Annotated in this window: 17 protein-coding genes; 8 read left to right on the top strand and 9 right to left on the bottom strand. The window is 34.8% G+C overall.

All coding sequences use genetic code 11. The annotated features are described in order from the left end of the window. Positions 1-112 precede the first annotated feature (112 nt). The 4 genes from BN863_RS04270 (at position 113) to secA (ending at position 5,397) form a co-directional block, all read left to right on the top strand. Positions 113-817, top strand: a complete 705-nt coding sequence (locus BN863_RS04270) for an ABC transporter ATP-binding protein (RefSeq protein ID WP_038527876.1) — start codon at positions 113-115, stop codon at positions 815-817. Positions 818-923: 106 nt separating this feature from the next. After that, the gene (locus BN863_RS04265) at positions 924-1,496 is read left to right on the top strand and encodes a cob(I)yrinic acid a,c-diamide adenosyltransferase (RefSeq protein ID WP_038527874.1); all 573 of its coding nucleotides are present in this window, start codon (positions 924-926) and stop codon (positions 1,494-1,496) included. Positions 1,497-1,646: 150 nt separating this feature from the next. Further along, entirely contained in the window at positions 1,647-1,868 is a 222-nt protein-coding gene (locus BN863_RS04260) for a DUF2795 domain-containing protein (RefSeq protein WP_019387375.1), read from the top strand. Positions 1,869-2,040: 172 nt separating this feature from the next. After that, positions 2,041-5,397 carry a preprotein translocase subunit SecA gene (gene secA / locus BN863_RS04255; RefSeq protein WP_038527870.1) on the top strand — a complete coding sequence of 1,119 codons (3,357 nt, stop codon included), beginning with the start codon at positions 2,041-2,043 and terminating at the stop codon, positions 5,395-5,397. Positions 5,398-5,469: 72 nt separating this feature from the next. On the opposite strand, the gene BN863_RS04250 is transcribed toward secA, so the two are convergent. The 4 genes from BN863_RS04250 to BN863_RS04235 all read right to left on the bottom strand — a co-directional run bounded on the left by BN863_RS04250 (position 5,470) and on the right by BN863_RS04235 (position 8,914). Next, positions 5,470-6,129 (bottom strand): EndoU domain-containing protein, encoded by a 660-nt coding sequence (locus tag BN863_RS04250; RefSeq protein ID WP_038527867.1) that lies wholly within the window; start codon positions 6,127-6,129, stop codon positions 5,470-5,472. A gap of 134 nt (positions 6,130-6,263) precedes the next feature. Beyond that, positions 6,264-7,757 carry a hypothetical protein gene (locus BN863_RS04245; RefSeq protein WP_038527865.1) on the bottom strand — a complete coding sequence of 498 codons (1,494 nt, stop codon included), beginning with the start codon at positions 7,755-7,757 and terminating at the stop codon, positions 6,264-6,266. A 16-nt stretch (positions 7,758-7,773) separates the two neighbouring features. Continuing rightward, a complete protein-coding gene (locus BN863_RS04240; protein WP_038527863.1) occupies positions 7,774-8,373 on the bottom strand; it encodes a hypothetical protein in 600 nt (199 codons plus the stop codon). After that, entirely contained in the window at positions 8,357-8,914 is a 558-nt protein-coding gene (locus BN863_RS04235; RefSeq protein ID WP_038527861.1) for an RNA polymerase sigma factor, read from the bottom strand. The genes BN863_RS04240 and BN863_RS04235 overlap by 17 nt, the downstream gene beginning before the upstream one ends. A gap of 171 nt (positions 8,915-9,085) precedes the next feature. Between BN863_RS04235 and BN863_RS04230 the strand changes: the two genes are divergently transcribed. The 4 genes from BN863_RS04230 to BN863_RS04215 all read left to right on the top strand — a co-directional run bounded on the left by BN863_RS04230 (position 9,086) and on the right by BN863_RS04215 (position 12,697). Then, positions 9,086-9,640: a DUF2911 domain-containing protein gene (locus BN863_RS04230; RefSeq protein ID WP_038527859.1), complete on the top strand. Its 555-nt coding sequence runs from the start codon at positions 9,086-9,088 to the stop codon at positions 9,638-9,640. 96 nt (positions 9,641-9,736) lie between these two features. Continuing rightward, positions 9,737-10,450, top strand: a complete 714-nt coding sequence (locus BN863_RS04225; protein WP_038527857.1) for a glycosyltransferase family 2 protein — start codon at positions 9,737-9,739, stop codon at positions 10,448-10,450. After that, the gene (locus BN863_RS04220; protein ID WP_038527856.1) at positions 10,450-11,073 is read left to right on the top strand and encodes a lipid-A-disaccharide synthase N-terminal domain-containing protein; all 624 of its coding nucleotides are present in this window, start codon (positions 10,450-10,452) and stop codon (positions 11,071-11,073) included. The genes BN863_RS04225 and BN863_RS04220 overlap by 1 nt, the downstream gene beginning before the upstream one ends. Then, entirely contained in the window at positions 11,066-12,697 is a 1,632-nt protein-coding gene (locus BN863_RS04215; protein WP_038527854.1) for an ArnT family glycosyltransferase, read from the top strand. The genes BN863_RS04220 and BN863_RS04215 overlap by 8 nt, the downstream gene beginning before the upstream one ends. On the opposite strand, the gene BN863_RS04210 is transcribed toward BN863_RS04215, so the two are convergent. The 5 genes from BN863_RS04210 to BN863_RS04190 all read right to left on the bottom strand — a co-directional run bounded on the left by BN863_RS04210 (position 12,687) and on the right by BN863_RS04190 (position 17,483). After that, positions 12,687-13,262 (bottom strand): phosphatase PAP2 family protein, encoded by a 576-nt coding sequence (locus BN863_RS04210; RefSeq protein ID WP_038527851.1) that lies wholly within the window; start codon positions 13,260-13,262, stop codon positions 12,687-12,689. The two genes, BN863_RS04215 and BN863_RS04210, sit on opposite strands and share 11 nt — an antisense overlap. A 5-nt stretch (positions 13,263-13,267) precedes the next feature. Beyond that, positions 13,268-13,495 (bottom strand): hypothetical protein, encoded by a 228-nt coding sequence (locus BN863_RS04205; protein ID WP_038527849.1) that lies wholly within the window; start codon positions 13,493-13,495, stop codon positions 13,268-13,270. Positions 13,496-13,505: 10 nt separating this feature from the next. Further along, positions 13,506-14,879, bottom strand: a complete 1,374-nt coding sequence (locus BN863_RS04200; RefSeq protein ID WP_038527847.1) for an MATE family efflux transporter — start codon at positions 14,877-14,879, stop codon at positions 13,506-13,508. A 65-nt stretch (positions 14,880-14,944) separates the two neighbouring features. Continuing rightward, on the bottom strand, positions 14,945-15,886 hold the full coding sequence (locus BN863_RS04195) for an NAD(P)H-dependent flavin oxidoreductase (protein ID WP_038527844.1): 942 nt from the start codon (positions 15,884-15,886) through the stop codon (positions 14,945-14,947). Next, positions 15,876-17,483: a S8 family serine peptidase gene (locus BN863_RS04190; protein ID WP_038527842.1), complete on the bottom strand. Its 1,608-nt coding sequence runs from the start codon at positions 17,481-17,483 to the stop codon at positions 15,876-15,878. Before BN863_RS04190 ends, BN863_RS04195 begins: the two co-directional genes overlap by 11 nt. Between the last annotated feature and the right edge of the window lie 18 nt (positions 17,484-17,501).

Raw genomic sequence — 17,501 nt, 5'->3', positions numbered from 1 at the left:
AATTTAAGTTTTTAGTTTTCTTCATTAAACCTGTAACAAATCATAAAGTACAGCGTCTTACTTCTTATAAAATTTGCTGTATCTTGCAGCAACCAATATCAGCAATTGTTTTATGGATAACGTCATAGAAATAACCAATATTATTCGCGATTTTAAACTCGGCCAAGAAACTGTTCATGTTTTAAAAGGTATTGATTTAACCATTAAACGTGGCGATTACATCGCTATTATGGGGCCATCTGGTTCAGGAAAATCAACGTTAATGAATTTGCTTGGGTGTTTAGATACGCCTACCGCAGGAACATATATTTTAAACGGTAAAGATGCCAGTAAAATGACCGATGATGAATTGGCTGATATCCGAAATACAGAAATTGGTTTCGTTTTCCAAACCTTCAACTTACTTCCAAGAACAACCGCTCTTGACAACGTGGCTTTACCAATGGTATATGCGGGCTATTCTAAAGCAGACCGTACAAAACGTGCCGAAGAAGTTTTAACAGAAGTAGGTCTAGCCGATAGAATGGACCATAAACCCAATCAGCTTTCTGGAGGACAAAGACAACGTGTGGCTGTTGGTCGTGCGCTTGTAAACAAACCTTCAATAATTCTAGCCGATGAACCTACAGGGAATTTAGATTCTAAAACCTCTGTTGAAATTATGGGATTATTCGACACCATTCATAAGCAAGGAAATACAGTAATATTGGTTACACACGAAGAAGATATTGCCGAACATGCACATAGAATTATTCGTTTACGCGACGGACTTATTGAAAGCGATACTAGAAACGAAAAAATTACAATTCCGGCTTAAACAAAATCAGTCAAACAATTTTTATTTCACTTTTAAAGCCAAAATTTTCAATGTAACTTTGGAATGAATTGACATACGATTCAATTTTAATTTAAGCATTCATTACATGAAAATTTATACTAAAACAGGAGACAAAGGCACAACCGCTTTATTTGGAGGTACGCGGGTGCCCAAACATAACATCAGAATTGATAGTTATGGTACTGTAGACGAACTTAACTCATACATTGGTCTTATTCGCGACCAAGATATTAATCCAGCCTATAAAGATGTTTTAATAATTATACAAGACCGATTATTTACCGTTGGTGCCATGTTAGCAACGCCACCAGAAAAGGCCATTCTTAAAAACGGAAAAGAGCGATTAAATATTCCAAAAATAGACGATGCCAACGTTACGCTTCTAGAAACAGAAATGGATACTATGAATGCCGAATTACCGCCAATGACGCATTTTGTGTTACCTGGCGGACATCAAACCGTGTCATTCTGTCATATTGCACGCTGTATTTGCCGCAGAGCAGAGCGCTTAGCATCAGAATTAAACGAAATTGAACCTCTAGATCCGCAAACACTAATTTATTTAAACCGTCTTTCTGACTACCTTTTTGTATTGGCACGAAAGTTGTCTAATGACCTACATGCAGATGAAGTGAAGTGGATTCCTGAAAAGCATTAATTTCACCGATTCAGGAAATTTATAACCCACTTTAAGTCAATTTGTTTGCTAAAAACAAAGCGTTCTTTAATTTAATGATGAAATAATTCATTTTTTTCTTGACTATTTAAACTAAAAAATTATTTTTGCAAAAAATAAAACGAATTACAGATGTATTGGACATTAGAATTAGCATCATATTTAAGTGATGCGCCTTGGCCAGCTACTAAAGATGAGCTGATTGACTACGCGATTAGAACTGGAGCACCTCTTGAAGTTGTAGAAAATTTACAATCCATTGAAGATGAAGGCGATTCGTACGACTCAATCGAAGAGATTTGGTCAGATTATCCTACAGATGAGGATTATCTCTGGAACGAGGATGAATATTAGTATTACATAAAGAAAAGTTAAAAAGTCTCGTATCGAGGCTTTTTTTTGTGCTATTCTTTATGAAACAAAACAACAAAACGTATATTTGAGTGCTTTATTTTTTTAGCATTTAAAGTACTTAACTGTATCTATTAAGTCGGTAGACTTAATGCAACCATAAACACACATACACATGAATTTTTTAAATTCTGTACTTAAGGTATTTGTTGGAGATAAATCCAAACAAGATGTAAAAGCCATCATGCCTTTAGTAAATAAAATTAAAACTTTTGAAAAAGCCTTAGAAGGGTTGTCTCACGACGAACTTAGAGCAAAAACAGCCTTCTTTAAGGCTAAAATTGCGGAAGGCCGTAAACCTTTCGAAGATCAAATTACTGCGCTTTTAGAAGAAGCTAATAATACTGAAGATATCGACAGACGTGAAGATATTTATCAGGAAATAGATAAATTAAAAGACGATTCTTATGCGGCCACAGAAGATGTATTAAACGACATTCTTCCAGAAGCCTTTGCAGTTGTTAAAGAAACAGCAAAACGTTTTAAAGACAATACAAACATAACAGTTACAGCTAATACTTTTGATAGAGAAATTTCTGGAACTAAAGATTATGTTGTTTTAGAAGACGATAAAGCCATTTGGGCAAACTCATGGGATGCTGCAGGAAAAGCCATTACATGGGATATGGTACATTACGATGTACAACTTATTGGTGGTATTGCTATGCACCAAGGGAAAATTGCTGAGATGCACACTGGGGAAGGTAAAACCTTAGTTGCAACTTTACCAATGTACTTAAATGCATTAGCAGGAAAAGGTGTTCACTTAGTAACAGTAAACGATTACTTAGCAAAACGTGATAGTGCTTGGATGGCACCAATATTCGAATTCCACGGCTTAAGTATCGATTGTATCGATTACCACCAACCAAACTCTGAAGCTCGTAAAAAAGCATACAACGCCGATATTACTTACGGAACAAATAACGAATTTGGTTTCGATTATTTACGTGATAATATGGCGCACTCGCCAAACGATTTGGTTCAACGCCCACACCACTATGCTATTGTCGATGAAGTCGATTCTGTATTAGTAGATGATGCGCGTACACCATTAATTATTTCTGGTCCGATTCCTCAAGGAGACCGTCACGAATTCACCGAATTAAAACCAAAAGTTGAAGATATTGTTAATGTACAGCGCAAGTACTTAACAGGAGTTTTCGCAGAAGCTAAAAAATTAATTGCAGCAGGAGACACCAAAGAAGGCGGATTCCAATTGTTACGTGTATTCCGTGGAATGCCTAAAAACAAAGCCTTAATTAAATTTTTAAGTGAAGACGGTATAAGACAATTACTTCAGAAAACTGAAAATCATTATATGCAAGACAACAACCGCGAGATGCCTAAGGTAGACGAAGCGTTGTACTATGTTATAGATGAAAAAAATAATCAGATTGAATTATCAGATAAAGGGGTTGAATACCTTTCTGGTAAAGATAACCCTGACTTTTTCGTGATGCCAGAAATTGGTATTGAAATGGCTAAAATTGAAGCAAAAGGTTTACCTGCAGAAGAAGAAGCTAACGAAAAAGAAGATTTATTTAGAGACTTCGGAATTAAATCTGAACGTATTCATACCTTAAATCAATTACTTAAAGCCTATGCCCTATTTGAAAAAGACAATCAATATGTGGTAATGGACAATAAAGTAATGATTGTTGATGAGCAAACTGGTCGTATTATGGATGGTCGTCGTTATAGCGATGGATTACACCAAGCGATTGAAGCTAAAGAAAATGTAAAAATTGAAGCGGCCACGCAAACTTTTGCAACTGTTACACTTCAAAACTTCTTTAGAATGTACCGTAAACTTTCTGGTATGACGGGTACGGCAATTACCGAAGCGGGAGAATTATGGGAAATCTATAAACTTGATGTTGTAGAGATTCCAACAAACCGTCCGATTGCTAGAATAGATAAAGACGATTTAGTTTACAAAACTAAACGTGAAAAATACAATGCGGTAATCGACGAGGTTACTAAATTATCTCAAGCCGGTCGTCCAATATTAATTGGTACAACCAATGTAGAGATTAGTGAACTTTTAGGAAAAATGTTAAGTATCCGTAAAGTACCACACAACGTATTAAACGCGAAATTACATAAAAAAGAAGCCGACATTGTTGCCGAAGCTGGTCAGCCAGGACAAGTTACTATTGCCACAAACATGGCAGGTCGTGGTACCGATATTAAATTAATCGATGAAGTTAAAAAAGTTGGAGGTTTAGCAATTATTGGTACAGAACGTCACGATTCTCGTCGTGTAGACCGTCAGTTACGTGGTCGTGCTGGTCGTCAAGGAGATCCAGGAAGTTCTCAATTCTATGTATCGTTAGAAGATAACTTAATGCGATTATTCGGATCTGAGCGTATTGCTAAGATGATGGATAAAATGGGATTAGAAGAAGGTGAAGTGATTCAGCATTCTATGATTTCAAAATCTATTGAACGTGCTCAGAAAAAAGTTGAAGAAAATAACTTCGGTGTTCGTAAACGTCTATTAGAATATGATGATGTTATGAATGCGCAACGTGAGGTTGTTTACAAACGTCGTCACCATGCCTTATTTGGAAAACGTCTGCGTGTAGATTTAGCGAATATGATTTTCGATACTGCTGAAAACATTGCTGAAGTTAATAAAGATGCTAACGATTATAAAAATTTCGGATTTGAATTGATCCGTTATTTCTCAATGAGTAATCCTGTAAGCGAGCAAGAATTCAACAAATTAACTGTTCAAGACATTGCTTCTAAAGTATATACAGCTGCTTTCGAACATTATAAAGCTAAAATGGGTAAGAATGCCGAACTTGCATTCCCTATTATCAAAAATGTTTACGAAACACAAGGCGACAAATTTAAACGTATTGTTGTACCATTTACAGATGGTGTAAAAACATTACAAGTTGTTACCGATTTACAGCAAGCTTATGAAACAGAAGGAAAGCAATTAATTACAGATTTCGAAAAGAACATTACTTTAGCCATTATCGACGATGCATGGAAATCGCATTTACGTAAAATGGATGAGTTAAAACAATCTGTTCAATTAGCGGTTCACGAACAAAAAGATCCATTGTTAATTTACAAATTCGAAGCTTTCGAATTGTTTAAAGACATGATCACTCAAGTCAATAAAGATGTGATTTCATTCTTATTTAAAGGAGAATTACCAAGCGAAGACCAAAATGCAATTAGCGAAGCAAAACAAGTGGCTCCTAAAAAGCAACAGGTAGAAACGACTAAAGAAGAAATTCCTAATTTAGACGAACGTGCTTCACAAAGTAGAGCTGCAGGACAAACACAACGTCAGCCAGAGGTTGTAGAAACTATTGTAAGAGACAAGCCAAAAATTGGTAGAAACGATAAAGTAACGATAAAGAATGTAATGAACGGCGAAAGTAAAACCGTAAAATACAAACAAGCCGAACCGCTTTTAGCTAAAGGTGATTGGGTAATTACAGAATAGTACATTCTACTATATATTTAAACATCAAAAAAGCTGTCTATTTTTAAAATAGACAGCTTTTTTTCGTTTTAATTAATTTAACAAAGGATAAATAGACCTCATTTTATCATTAATAATAATTATTTCAACTTCAATTCCTGATACTGTTTGAGATATAAATACGTTCTTTTTGCCAGCTACTTTTTGTTTATGTTCAACAGCAAATTCACATTCATGAAATAACTGATGCATACTCCAGTTTCGTGGAAAAAAAGTAGTTGACTTTTCTTTTTTAACCCAAGTATTAGTTTTCTTATCTAAGAACTCTATTTCTGCTTCCCATATTCCGGTCTTGTTATTTTGTTTGATAAGCTTTAAAATTTTAACTCTCTCCGAATTATAATAGTGAACTCCAGACACCTTTCCTTTTTTCACTTGCCCCTTGATACAGTGTTCAAAGATTTCAACAAAGTTCAAATCGACACTTGAATTCTTTTTAGTAAGAATTAAATCTTTTATTTCTGTAATGTTTTTTTCAAGACAAATTTGCTCAGCTCTTTTTGGGTTTCTTAAAACTATATTCCGATAAATAGTTGATTTCCTCTTTAGAGTTGGTAAATCATTAAATGGACCTTCTCCTTCTGCAAGTTTAATAGTGTACATAGCAGGAATCTTATTAATTCGAACTCCTGGTTTTAAACCTTGCTTATCATTTATGAAAGTATTTTTAAGTATGTAATATTTGAATTTCAAAAAATTATGTTTTAATACATTTTAACTTTTACAACTTAGTAAAACAAATATAGCCGATAATCCATTACTATTCAGGATATCGGCACACAAAGTCCTATGTTAATAAGACATATTTTATCTATATAAAATCGTATTTACTCCATTGACACCTTACTAAATTTCGCATTCACAATAATCGTTTTATTGCTACTTAAATTCCCCGTAGAAAATGTAGACACGTTTTCACTGCTCGTTTTCTTTGGATGTTTAAATCGAGATTGCTTACCATTGTACTGCAAGCTATAGTCTGTGTTTGGCAAACTAATAAGCGCATCGCTATTTTCTAAAACAATATTTAGATTCTGAAACGTATCTGCAATTTTAGATATTTTAAGATCGCCAAAACTCCCATTAATTATGGTGTTTCCTGTAAGTTGCCCCAATTGTATATTCGAAGAATTTGAATTTAACACCAACTGATTTACAGTTTCAATTTTAGCCTGCTCTACATAGTTTAAAACCAACTGCCCTTGATTCCAATTGGTAATAGACACGGGCGCATAAGACACAACGATGGAAGTGTTACTCCCATCGATTGTGTTTGCTGTTAATTTGGTATGCGACATTTCGGCCTTTAAATTTTCTATAAGCGATACAAATTGTAATTCGCCATATTTTACATTCACTTTTAAATTTGCCTTTTTGGGCATGTGAATAATAATGGTCTTTTTAATATTAGGCCCACGATCAGGCATGCTTCTGCCCTGCTCTGCGCGTGCTCTAACTTCTTCGGCTTTCATTCGGCTCGCTTCGGCATGCTCTTGGGCTTCCATTTGCTTTTCAAATGATTTGCCAAACGATTCTCCCCAAGCTTCCATTTGAGCCTCAAAATCCTTTCCGAAGCCATTTTCAAATTGTTTTCCCCAGGCTTCCATTTGTTTACCATAAGTTTCTCCAAACTTTTCGCCCCAGGCTTCCATCTTTTTTTCGTAATCTTCAAAACCAGAGGCGCTAAACTTCTTCGCCCAAGCCTTCATTTTATCTTGATACTCTTTTCCGTATTCTTTCTGATAGGTTTTACTCCACTTATCTAAATACTTTTCACCTTCGGCTTTATACGCTTCATAATCAAAATGTACTTGATTCATACCTTCTGGTAATTCGGGTAATTCTGGCATTGTTGGTGGTTCCGGCATATTGGGCATTTGTGGCATATTCGCAAAATGCTTCATATCTGGTAACGGTGGCATGGGTGGCATATCGGCCAATTCGAATTCTAAATGTTGTAGTGCTGAAATTGAATTCACATCAAAATCATAACCTACATCCCAACCATTTTGCATGCCTTTACTCGAAATATTCACAAAATCGCTAGACCCACTTACATCTACATGCCACTCTTTTAACGCCTTTTGTAAATCAGACTGACTTAATTGATCGCTTTCTACAAAAGCTTCTACTTCAATCACGTCTTTATTCCACGTATCGATTTTTACTATGGTGTAATTCGATTCTAAATTAATAGTCACCTCTTTATTCACTTTTAAAGATTGCGATGCCTTAGATAGCTTTTGTTGTGCTTGTGTTAGATTAGACGCAAACACAACAAGCACTAAACTTGTAATTGATTTTATAATTAACTGTTTCATTTTTTTGATTGATTTTTTAAATAGATTGTTCCACCGCCTCATCGGCAATAGCATCGGTACTGAATTCTTTTAATTGGTCGCGTAAACGGTATAACAAGTTTAAACGCAATTTTAAATTATCGATTAAGGCATTTACGGTTAATTCGCTCGGGCCAGATTCGGTTAATTCTATAGATAACTTTTTGTATTCGTTGGTTAATTCTTCTAAACGCTGAATGTAACCATCGATTAATTCTTTATTTTCTGGTGTCAATTCTACCTTAGATAATTCGGTATGAATACTCGCCAAATAATAATCTTCAACTTTCTTTAAGTCGGGTGACAAATCGCCTAAGGTTTTTGTTTTTACAACTGGCTTTACCTCGGTTTCTACAACTTGCTGTTGTGTTTCTATTACTTGATCAGCATTAAAAAATGTATATCCTCCATAGCTCAACGCAAATAGTAGCACTAAACTCGCCGCGATAGCCATCCAATTAAATTTAGATTTTGGCGGATCTTGTGGCAAACTCGCATTTAACTTTTCTAAAAAACGTGCTTCATGTCCTTCAGACAACCGGTCGTCTTTTTGATGTGCTTTATCGGCTTCAAATAAATCTCTAATATCCTGTGCCATAGTCTTTCATTTTTAAAAGTTCTTGTAATTTTTGTTTTCCTCGCGATAATTGTGTGCGTGAGGCGACTTCAGAAATGTTTAAAATTTCGGAAATCTCTTGATGATCATAGCCTTCAATTAAAAACAACATCACCACATATTTATACTTTTCTGGTAAGGTTTCTATAACGCGTTTTATATCATTTAGAGTCACACCATCATCCACCGTCCAATTATCATGAGTATCTGCATCGACCACCTTGAGGTGCACCTCTTCTAAAACATCTACATCATGTTTTTTAGATTTAAGTGCGTCGATACACGTATTCACAACTATACGTTTTAACCAAGCTCCAAAAGTGACATCGCCTTTAAATTGATGCAGTTTACTAAAGGCCTTTATAAATGCATCCTGCACCAAATCTTCGGCCTCTGCTGTATTCGAAATAAACCGTTTGGCAACACTATACATACCTTGGCAGTACTGGTTGTATAACTGCAATTGCGCCTTCCGGTCATGCCGCTTACATGCTTCTATAAGATCAATAGAAAATAAATTCACTTGTGGTTATATTGGTTAGTGTACAGCTTAAAGACGTTCTTTTTTTTGAAGTGTTGCAAAAAAGTAATATATTTTTTTCTAAGGCTTGTTAAAATTGAATTAATTAAATTAAAGGGTATTTAAGTTCAGTATCTTTTAAAGTATCTTTATCCTCTAAATACAAATTATTTTATGAATAGATTTTTAAAATGGGTTATGATTCTTCTGTTGTTTGTTGCAATTGGAGTATTTCTATATGCATATTTTGAAAAAAACGCTTTCAGTAAAGTACTAAGTCCAAAGGACACTGTAGAATATAAACTCAATGATTTAGAGTTAGAAGTATTTTACAACAGACCATCTAAACGCGACCGATTAGTTTTTGGAGGCTTAGTGCCGTATAACGAAGTTTGGAGAACGGGAGCCAACGAAGCAACTACTTTTAAAACAAACAAAACCTTAAATATAGGAGACAGCACTTTGCCGGCAGGAAAATATACGCTTTGGACGATTCCTAACGACTCAACTTGGCATGTTATTTTTAATAAAAAGCAATATAAATGGGGCGTAGATGAAACCATGCAAGCCATGAGAGATCCCGCTTTTGATGTGGTTGACTTGCAAGTTCCTGTAGAAAAACTCAATAACTCGGTTGAAGAATTTACTATTTCTTTCGATAATTCTACCGATAATTTGGCCCTTACCATGGCTTGGGACGATGTAAAAATTGCTGTTCCGCTTAAATAGAACTAACGGTTTAGCATACGTTACTTTAACATTTTTAAATGTTAAAAATTACTTTTCTAGAAAAAAGAATACATTTGTACTCTCTAAGCATAATCTATGAACTACCAATTCACCATTATAGTACCAGTTTATAATGAAGAAGATAACCTATTACGAGTTGAGGAAGAACTATTGGCATACGCTAAAATAGCGACTAAAAAAACCAAAATTCTACTTGTAAATGATGGTTCAAAAGATAACAGTCAGGAACTTATTGAAGCCATATGCTCAAGAAACCCTGAATTTACCTTTATAAATTTTAAAGAAAATAGAGGTTTAAGTGCGGCCATTAAAGCAGGTTTCGATTTTACCGATACACCGCTCGTTGGGTATATAGATTCTGACCTACAGACCACTCCTACAGATTTCAATATTTTATTACAACATATTGGCGAGTACGATTTGGTTACAGGTGTTCGTTCTAATAGAAAAGATTCGTTTGTAAAGAACATGTCTTCTACCATTGCAAACGGAATCCGTAGAACATTCACGCACGATGGTATGGACGATACAGGTTGCCCTTTAAAAGTGATTAAAACCGATTACGCTAAACGTATTCCTATGTTTAAAGGCCTGCACCGCTTTTTACCAGCTATGATATTACTTCAGCATGGAAAAATTATTCAGGTACCTGTGCAGCATTTTCCGCGTATTGCTGGAGAAGCTAAATTTGGACTCTGGAACAGATTACTTGGACCTTTAGTAGACTGTTTTGCATATATTTGGATGAAAAAGAAGTATATTAACTACGAAATTGATAGCCGTAGTTAATGAGCAATTGGATTATATACACTATAGGATTTATTGCACAAATCTTATTTTCTTCAAGATTAGTAATACAATGGATTACGTCGGAAAAAAAACGTAAAGTTATTACACCTACGCTTTTTTGGACGTTAAGTTTAATAGCTTCATTCCTTTTATTTGTGTATGGATATTTAAGGCAAGATTTTGCCATTATGTTAGGCCAAAGCTTAACCTACTATATTTATATACGGAATCTTCAGCTTCAAAACCAATGGAAAAAATTTCCGAAACTTGTACAGTGGTTTTTACTTGTTATACCTATACTTATCGTAATATATTATTACAATAATAATAAAATAGACATCACGTTATTATTTAACAACAACGATATTCCGGTGTGGTTATTAGTCTTAGGAATAGTATCTCAAATTGTATTTACGTTACGGTTTATTTATCAGTGGTTTTACTCCGAAAAGAAAAAAGAATCTACCTTACCATTTGGTTTTTGGGCGTTAAGTTTAGCAGGTTCAATTCTTATTTTAATTTACGCTATTTTACGTAAAGACCCCGTGTTATTTACAGGACATATACTTGGCGCAATTATTTATATTCGAAATTTAGTTTTAATAAAGAAATATCATGATTAAAATTATAGAAAAACATCCCATTGCAGCCATTTGTATATTGGTAGCACTTATGATGCTTCCAAATTTACATGTCATGCAAGTCACCATTATGGAGGCTAGAAACTTTATTTCTGCTCGCGAAATGATTACAGATAACCATTGGCTACTAACCACAATGAACGGTGAAGCTAGGTACCAAAAACCACCTTTACCAACATGGTTATCGGCCATATCTGCGGCTGTCTTTGGACTAAACGTTTTTGCTCTTAGATTACCTACTGTTTTCATGATTATGGTAATTGGAGTTTATATATACAAATTATCTTTTGTCATTTTAAAAAACAACGTTCACAGTTTAGTCAATGCGTGTATTGCGTTTACGTCATTTTATATTGTAGGTATTACTATTGAAGCGCCTTGGGATATTTATGCTCATGGATTTATGACGATTGCTATTTATCATTTCTATCTCCTTTTTCAAAAAGAAAACAAATATTGGAAACATACTCTTATAGCAGGAATTTGTTTAGGACTTTCTTTTTTAAGTAAAGGACCTGTCTCGTTATATGCCTTGTTTTTACCATTTCTATTGGCCTACAGCTTTACATATAAATTCAAAACCTTTAGACCTAAAACCTTTTCTATTTTTAGTGCATTAATTTTAATGATTGGTATTGGGGGCTGGTGGTTTATATATGTAAGATATATGGATCCTGAAACATTTACACACATTACCACTAAAGAAACAAGCAATTGGGGCAGTTATAATATAAGACCTTTTTATTATTATTGGAGCTTCTTTACCCAAAGTGGTATTTGGACGATACCAGCATTTATAGGTTTGCTTTTTCCTTATTTAAAATCTAGAGTACGAAATTTAAAAGCGTATAAATTCAGTTTTTATTGGACCATTTTTGCAGTGATTTTACTGTCTGTAATTCCAGAAAAAAAATCAAGATATCTTATGCCAGTTTTAATTCCTTTGGCAATAAATACAGGTTTCTATATCGATTATTTATTTCAACGTTTTAGAACTTTGCAAAACAAAAAAGAAACGTTTCCTGTATATTTTAATTTCGGATTGATTGCAACTATTGGCCTGGCGTTTCCTATTATTGCTTATTTAGGCTTGAAAGATAATTTAAACGGATTCTGGATACAATATGGACTGGCTTCCATAGTACTGTTAACACTTGGTGTATTCATTTTTATAAACTTGAAAAACAAAGCCATTAAAAACGTATTTTTTCTAACGGTTTTATTTTTCGCCGCCATTTTTGTTGTAGGGCTACCGCTGTATAAATCAATGGTTCCGTCTCATTATTCAGATATTAAACAATTACATACAGCTGTTACAGAAAAAGAGATGTCTCTATATGGCATAAACTATGTCGCACCAGAAATGATATGGATGTATGGTGATATTGTGCCTTATATTGAAAAAACTAATAATCAGTTTCAATTTCCTAAAGCAAACCGCTTCGGACTTCTAGCACATGATTTAACCGATGCAGATAAACAAATAATAAGTTCACATTACACTATGGAATATGTAAGAACTTATGATATAAATATGTCGGATGCATCATCTAGCAAGCACAACTCTAGACTTGTAAATGAGTATTATATACTAACTAAAAAGTAGATATATTTCTACGTTTTAAAATATATAAGCACAGTTTATAAAATCCGTAGCCTGTAAGTACTCCAAAACTCATTCCACAAATAATATCTAAAGGGTAATGCACGCCTACATATATTCTACTATATGCCAGAAGCATACTCCAAGCAATTAAAAAATAAATTAGATTTTTATAATAGGGCTTTAAAAGTAAGCCTGAAAAAATAGCTGCAGCCATGGAGTTAGAAGAATGGCCTGAGAAGAATCCAAATCGTCCGCAGCGCTCTGCTACAAAACGCATATACTCCATAACACCTTCTGTTCTACAAGGTCTTGTACGCTCTACTGTATGCTTAATTAAATTGGTAAATTGATCTGTAAATGTAATCATTAAGACAATTACAACAATAGATACCAACAAGGTTTGTACACCTCTATACTTGTAAATTAAAAATAATAACAAAGCGTATAGCGGTATAGAATACAGCTTATCTGTTACCATTAACCAAAATGGGTCCCATCCTTCGGAACCTAAATTGTTTAAGTACAGAAACAGCTCTGCATCGGCATTTACAAGTTGGTCGAACATAATTTTTATTCTTCGTAACGCTCTACTTCTCTATCGTAAAAGTCGGTTGCTTTTTGAATTAATCCTTCTGTTTCCATTTCGATTTCGCGTTGATCTTCTTGATCAAAATCTTCAAACCACTCCACTTCATCATCTTCCAAATTGATAATAAATCTTGGAAATTCTGTATGAATAACGAAAATTGCATTCGGATGGTCGGTGTTGTCTCCTAATATAAATTTTGGAAGTTCCATATCTGTAAAATTATTTTTGTAAAATTAATTGTTTTGTTAGATAATTAAATCTAAAATAAAGTAAAATTGCTGCCGAAGTTAATCCTGCTAAAAGTCCTAACCAAATCCCAAAGCTTCCTAATTGTTCTTCTTTTCCGAAGTAAAAACTAATAGGGAAACCTATAATCCAATACGATATAAATGTAATAATAGTAGGTACTTTTACATCTTGTAAGCCACGTAAGGCACCTAAGACAACAACTTGAATACTATCACTAATCTGGAAAACAGCTGCCGCAAGTAATAAATTCGCAGCGATATGAACCACCTCGGAGTTATCGGCAAAGTTTGCAGCATCGCTTAAATCTACATAAATTTTAGGTAATTCTGTACGCAATAGCATAAACATCAATGCAAAGCAAACGGCGAATAATGTGCCCATTAAAAATAATGAAAATGCAATACGTCTTAATTCATGATAATTCTTGAGTCCTTTTTGGTTTCCAACGCGTACCATACTTGCTACACTTAATCCTGTCGCGACCATAAAAGTCATAGACGATAAGTTTAAAGCAATTTGGTTTGCTGCCTGAGGGTTTTTACCTAATAAACCACTTAACCATACAGCCGATGTAAATATACCTACTTCAAAAAACATTTGCATTGCACTAGGTGCTCCCAAGTTAAAAATGCGTTTTATCATGCTGTTTTCTAGCACAAAGAATTTAATGTTTGTAACGTAATCTGTAGACTTTTTGTTCCCTTTTAAAACCCACCAAATAAAGGCGACCATGATAAATCGAGATGCTAAAGTACCGTATGCAGCACCAACAATACCGTAAGCTGGAGCTCCAAACTTTCCGAAAATAAACATGTAGTTTAAAACAATATTCACAACATTTGCTATAATGGTAGCATACATTGGGTATTTAGTTAAAGACAAGCCATCACTAAATTGTTTAAAGGCTTGAAAAACAATTAATGGAATTAATGAAAACGCCACCAAGTCTAAATACGGGATTGCCAACTCCACAACCTCTATGGGTTGTTTCATGAGGTACATTAATGGCTTGGCAAAATAGAGTGCCAAAAATAATAAGACACCGAGTATGGTACACAAAATGAGTCCGTGTTTAAAGGCCGATTTCCCAGATTCAAAATCGTTAGCCGTATCGGCTTCGGCCACTAATGGTGTTATTGCTGTAGAAAAACCAATACCAATAGACATTGCAATAAACATAAAACTGTTTCCTAAAGATACTGCAGCCAGTTCTGCCGTACCCAATTGACCAACCATAATGTTATCGACAAAACTAACAAAAGTATGTCCTAACATTCCTAGCATTACTGGCGCTGCCAGCTGCCAATTGTATTTAAATTCTTTAGTATATTGAGATAAAAGCACGCTTTAATTTTTGTTGCGCAAAGGTAGAATTTAAAATAGCCTAATAACTACCTTTTATTAATATTTTATAAAGCCGAAATATTTCTCTTTGCCTGTTCGAATTCGGTTATAATTTCTGAAACGATTTCTGAAACTGGTTGAATATTATGAATTAATCCTGCAACCTGACCAATCTCCAATTCGCCATCTTCCAAATCGCCTTCAAACATTCCGCGTTTAGAACGTCCGCGTCCTAGAAAGTGTTTCAATTCGTCTGCAGTCGTCCCTTTTTGATATAGCTCCTGCACTTCATTATAAAACTTATTTTTTATTAAACGTACTGGCGCAAGTTCTTTTAAAGTCAGTTGTGTATCGCCTTCTTTAGTAGTGATTACAGTATCTTTAAAACGAGTGTGTGCCGATGATTCTTCGCTAGCCACAAATCGGCTACCTATCTGTACAGCGTCTGCACCTAAAACCATTGCTGCCAACATGCCTCGTCCTGTAGCAATACCTCCAGCGGCTATTAATGGAATTTCTAATTGTTCCTTCACCATAGGTATTAAAGTAAACGTTGTAGTTTCATCACGCCCATTGTGTCCTCCGGCTTCAAATCCTTCAGCAACTACAGCATCTACACCAGCAGCTTGTGCTTTTAACGCAAACTTTACACTACTCACCACATGAACCACAATAATACCACGGTCTTTTAACCACGAGGTCCATGTTTTGGGATTTCCTGCAGCAGTAAAAACAATTTTCACATCTTCTTCAACAACAATATCCATAAGCTCTTCAATGTTTGGATATAACATCGGAATATTAACTCCAAATGGTTTGTCTGTCGCTTTCTTACATTTCTGGATGTGCTCTCGCAAAACTTCTGGATACATAGAACCGGCACCAATTAATCCTAAAATTCCTGAATTACTTGCTGCAGAAGCTAAACGCCAACCTGAATTCCAAATCATTCCGGCTTGAATTATTGGATATGTTACCCCAAATAATTTAGTGATTCTATTTTGCATTAATTTTTATAAGTTTTTTTGTCGTTATCTTATCTAATGCTGAAATCTGTAACACATATACCCCTTCAGAAAAAGTTGATACATCTAACGCTTCTTGCTGTTTTAAAGTACGTTCTAAAATCTGTGTTCCTAAAACATTAAATACTACAACATGGAGTTCGGTATACGAAGCATCCTTTTTAAAATATACTTTATTGGTCGTTGGATTTGGATACATAAGCAATTCTAGCTCCTGCGCCTGATTTTCTATTCCTAATGCTCCTAATGCTGTTGCTAAATTTGGTATTCCGTAACCTAGTAAATAATCTGGTGTTGTATATTGAGACGACGATTCTCTTACCAATTGCTTAAGTTCTGTATGTGTTAAATTTGGTAATGCTTGCCATAAACACGCTAAACCACCAGCAATAATGGGAGAGCTAAATGACGTGCCATTTAAAGTTTGAATTGTATTTGTTTTACTTACCACAACACTACCTAGACCTTGGGCAGTAACATCTGGTTTTATTGAGGGTTGAATATCTGAACCTTGCGAACTAAAATAAGCATAAGCTCCTGAAGCATTAACCGCTCCTACCGAAAATACGGCTTCAGAATCTGCTGGAGCACCAACTCCAGATGCTCCTGAATTCCCTGAAGAACTAACAACTAGAATTCCTTTTTCGGAAGCAATAGATGCACCTTTAGTAATAAAAGTAGTCAGCCCATCTAAGTCGGCATCTGTATGATTATAATTCGGATTATCGTAAGTTTTATATCCTAAAGAAGTGTTTATAATATCTACACCCAAGCTATCGGCTCGTTCTGCAGCTTCAACCCATAAGCTTTCCTCTACAGGATTTTCGCTAGCACCATCTTCTGTTCTAAATAAATAATACGAGGCATCTGGAGCTGTACCAACAAATTCATTTTCAATATAACCTGCCATAGTACTTAACACCCAAGTACCATGTTCGTCTTGAGTATCGGCATACACATCGTTATCTCTTTCCACAAAATCGTAGCTACCAAGAAGGTTATTATTGTTTCTTAAATTTTGAAATGCCCCAATAGTATTTACATTAGGAAAACCTGAGTCTAAAACGGCAATTGTTATTCCTACTCCTGTATAATCGTTTTCATGTAAAGTATTAACGTGAATCATTTCAACCTGATTCAGTGTATTTCCGTATACAAATTCTGACACAGAAGCGACTTCAGAGAACGTTTCTTCGTTTTGGCTTTTATTCGTTGCAGCTAAGGTTTTATCCGCAAAGCTAATTTCAGACACAAACGGGAAATTTAACAAGGCCGTTATAGCAACTTCACTGCCGCGAACATGAACGGCATTAAACCATTTCGATTTCGCTAATACTAAAATATTTTCTTGAGCCTTTAGTGCTGTAATATACGTTGCGTTAACAGGAACATCTCGAGCATCTATAATAACACCATGACGCTGTTTTCTATCAATTGCTTTCTGACTTAAAATAGTTATAGGATTAGCAAGGGAAGTCTCTACATTCTCTTTATCAGAAAAATAAACCCAAGCATCTTGTTGCCCATAAACCTGTAGCTGAACACAAATAAAAAGTAAAAACAGTAATTTTGAAGCCATATAGTATTGTTTATGCTT

It is taken from the genome of Formosa agariphila KMM 3901, assembly GCF_000723205.1.
GTDB classification, from domain to species: Bacteria; Bacteroidota; Bacteroidia; order Flavobacteriales; family Flavobacteriaceae; genus Formosa; species Formosa agariphila.
Note: the sequence above shows the minus strand (reverse complement) of the source record. Positions and strands in the feature narration are given on the sequence as shown.

Coding starts and splice junctions, on each gene's coding strand:
- BN863_RS04270 (WP_038527876.1), top strand. CDS start 113: ATGGATAACGTCATAGAAATAACCAATATTATTCGCGATTTTAAACTC.
- BN863_RS04265 (WP_038527874.1), top strand. CDS start 924: ATGAAAATTTATACTAAAACAGGAGACAAAGGCACAACCGCTTTATTT.
- BN863_RS04260 (WP_019387375.1), top strand. CDS start 1,647: ATGTATTGGACATTAGAATTAGCATCATATTTAAGTGATGCGCCTTGG.
- secA (WP_038527870.1), top strand. CDS start 2,041: ATGAATTTTTTAAATTCTGTACTTAAGGTATTTGTTGGAGATAAATCC.
- BN863_RS04245 (WP_038527865.1), bottom strand. CDS start 7,757: ATGAAACAGTTAATTATAAAATCAATTACAAGTTTAGTGCTTGTTGTG.
- BN863_RS04240 (WP_038527863.1), bottom strand. CDS start 8,373: ATGGCACAGGATATTAGAGATTTATTTGAAGCCGATAAAGCACATCAA.
- BN863_RS04230 (WP_038527859.1), top strand. CDS start 9,086: ATGAATAGATTTTTAAAATGGGTTATGATTCTTCTGTTGTTTGTTGCA.
- BN863_RS04225 (WP_038527857.1), top strand. CDS start 9,737: ATGAACTACCAATTCACCATTATAGTACCAGTTTATAATGAAGAAGAT.
- BN863_RS04220 (WP_038527856.1), top strand. CDS start 10,450: ATGAGCAATTGGATTATATACACTATAGGATTTATTGCACAAATCTTA.
- BN863_RS04215 (WP_038527854.1), top strand. CDS start 11,066: ATGATTAAAATTATAGAAAAACATCCCATTGCAGCCATTTGTATATTG.
- BN863_RS04210 (WP_038527851.1), bottom strand. CDS start 13,262: ATGTTCGACCAACTTGTAAATGCCGATGCAGAGCTGTTTCTGTACTTA.
- BN863_RS04205 (WP_038527849.1), bottom strand. CDS start 13,495: ATGGAACTTCCAAAATTTATATTAGGAGACAACACCGACCATCCGAAT.
- BN863_RS04195 (WP_038527844.1), bottom strand. CDS start 15,886: ATGCAAAATAGAATCACTAAATTATTTGGGGTAACATATCCAATAATT.
- BN863_RS04190 (WP_038527842.1), bottom strand. CDS start 17,483: ATGGCTTCAAAATTACTGTTTTTACTTTTTATTTGTGTTCAGCTACAG.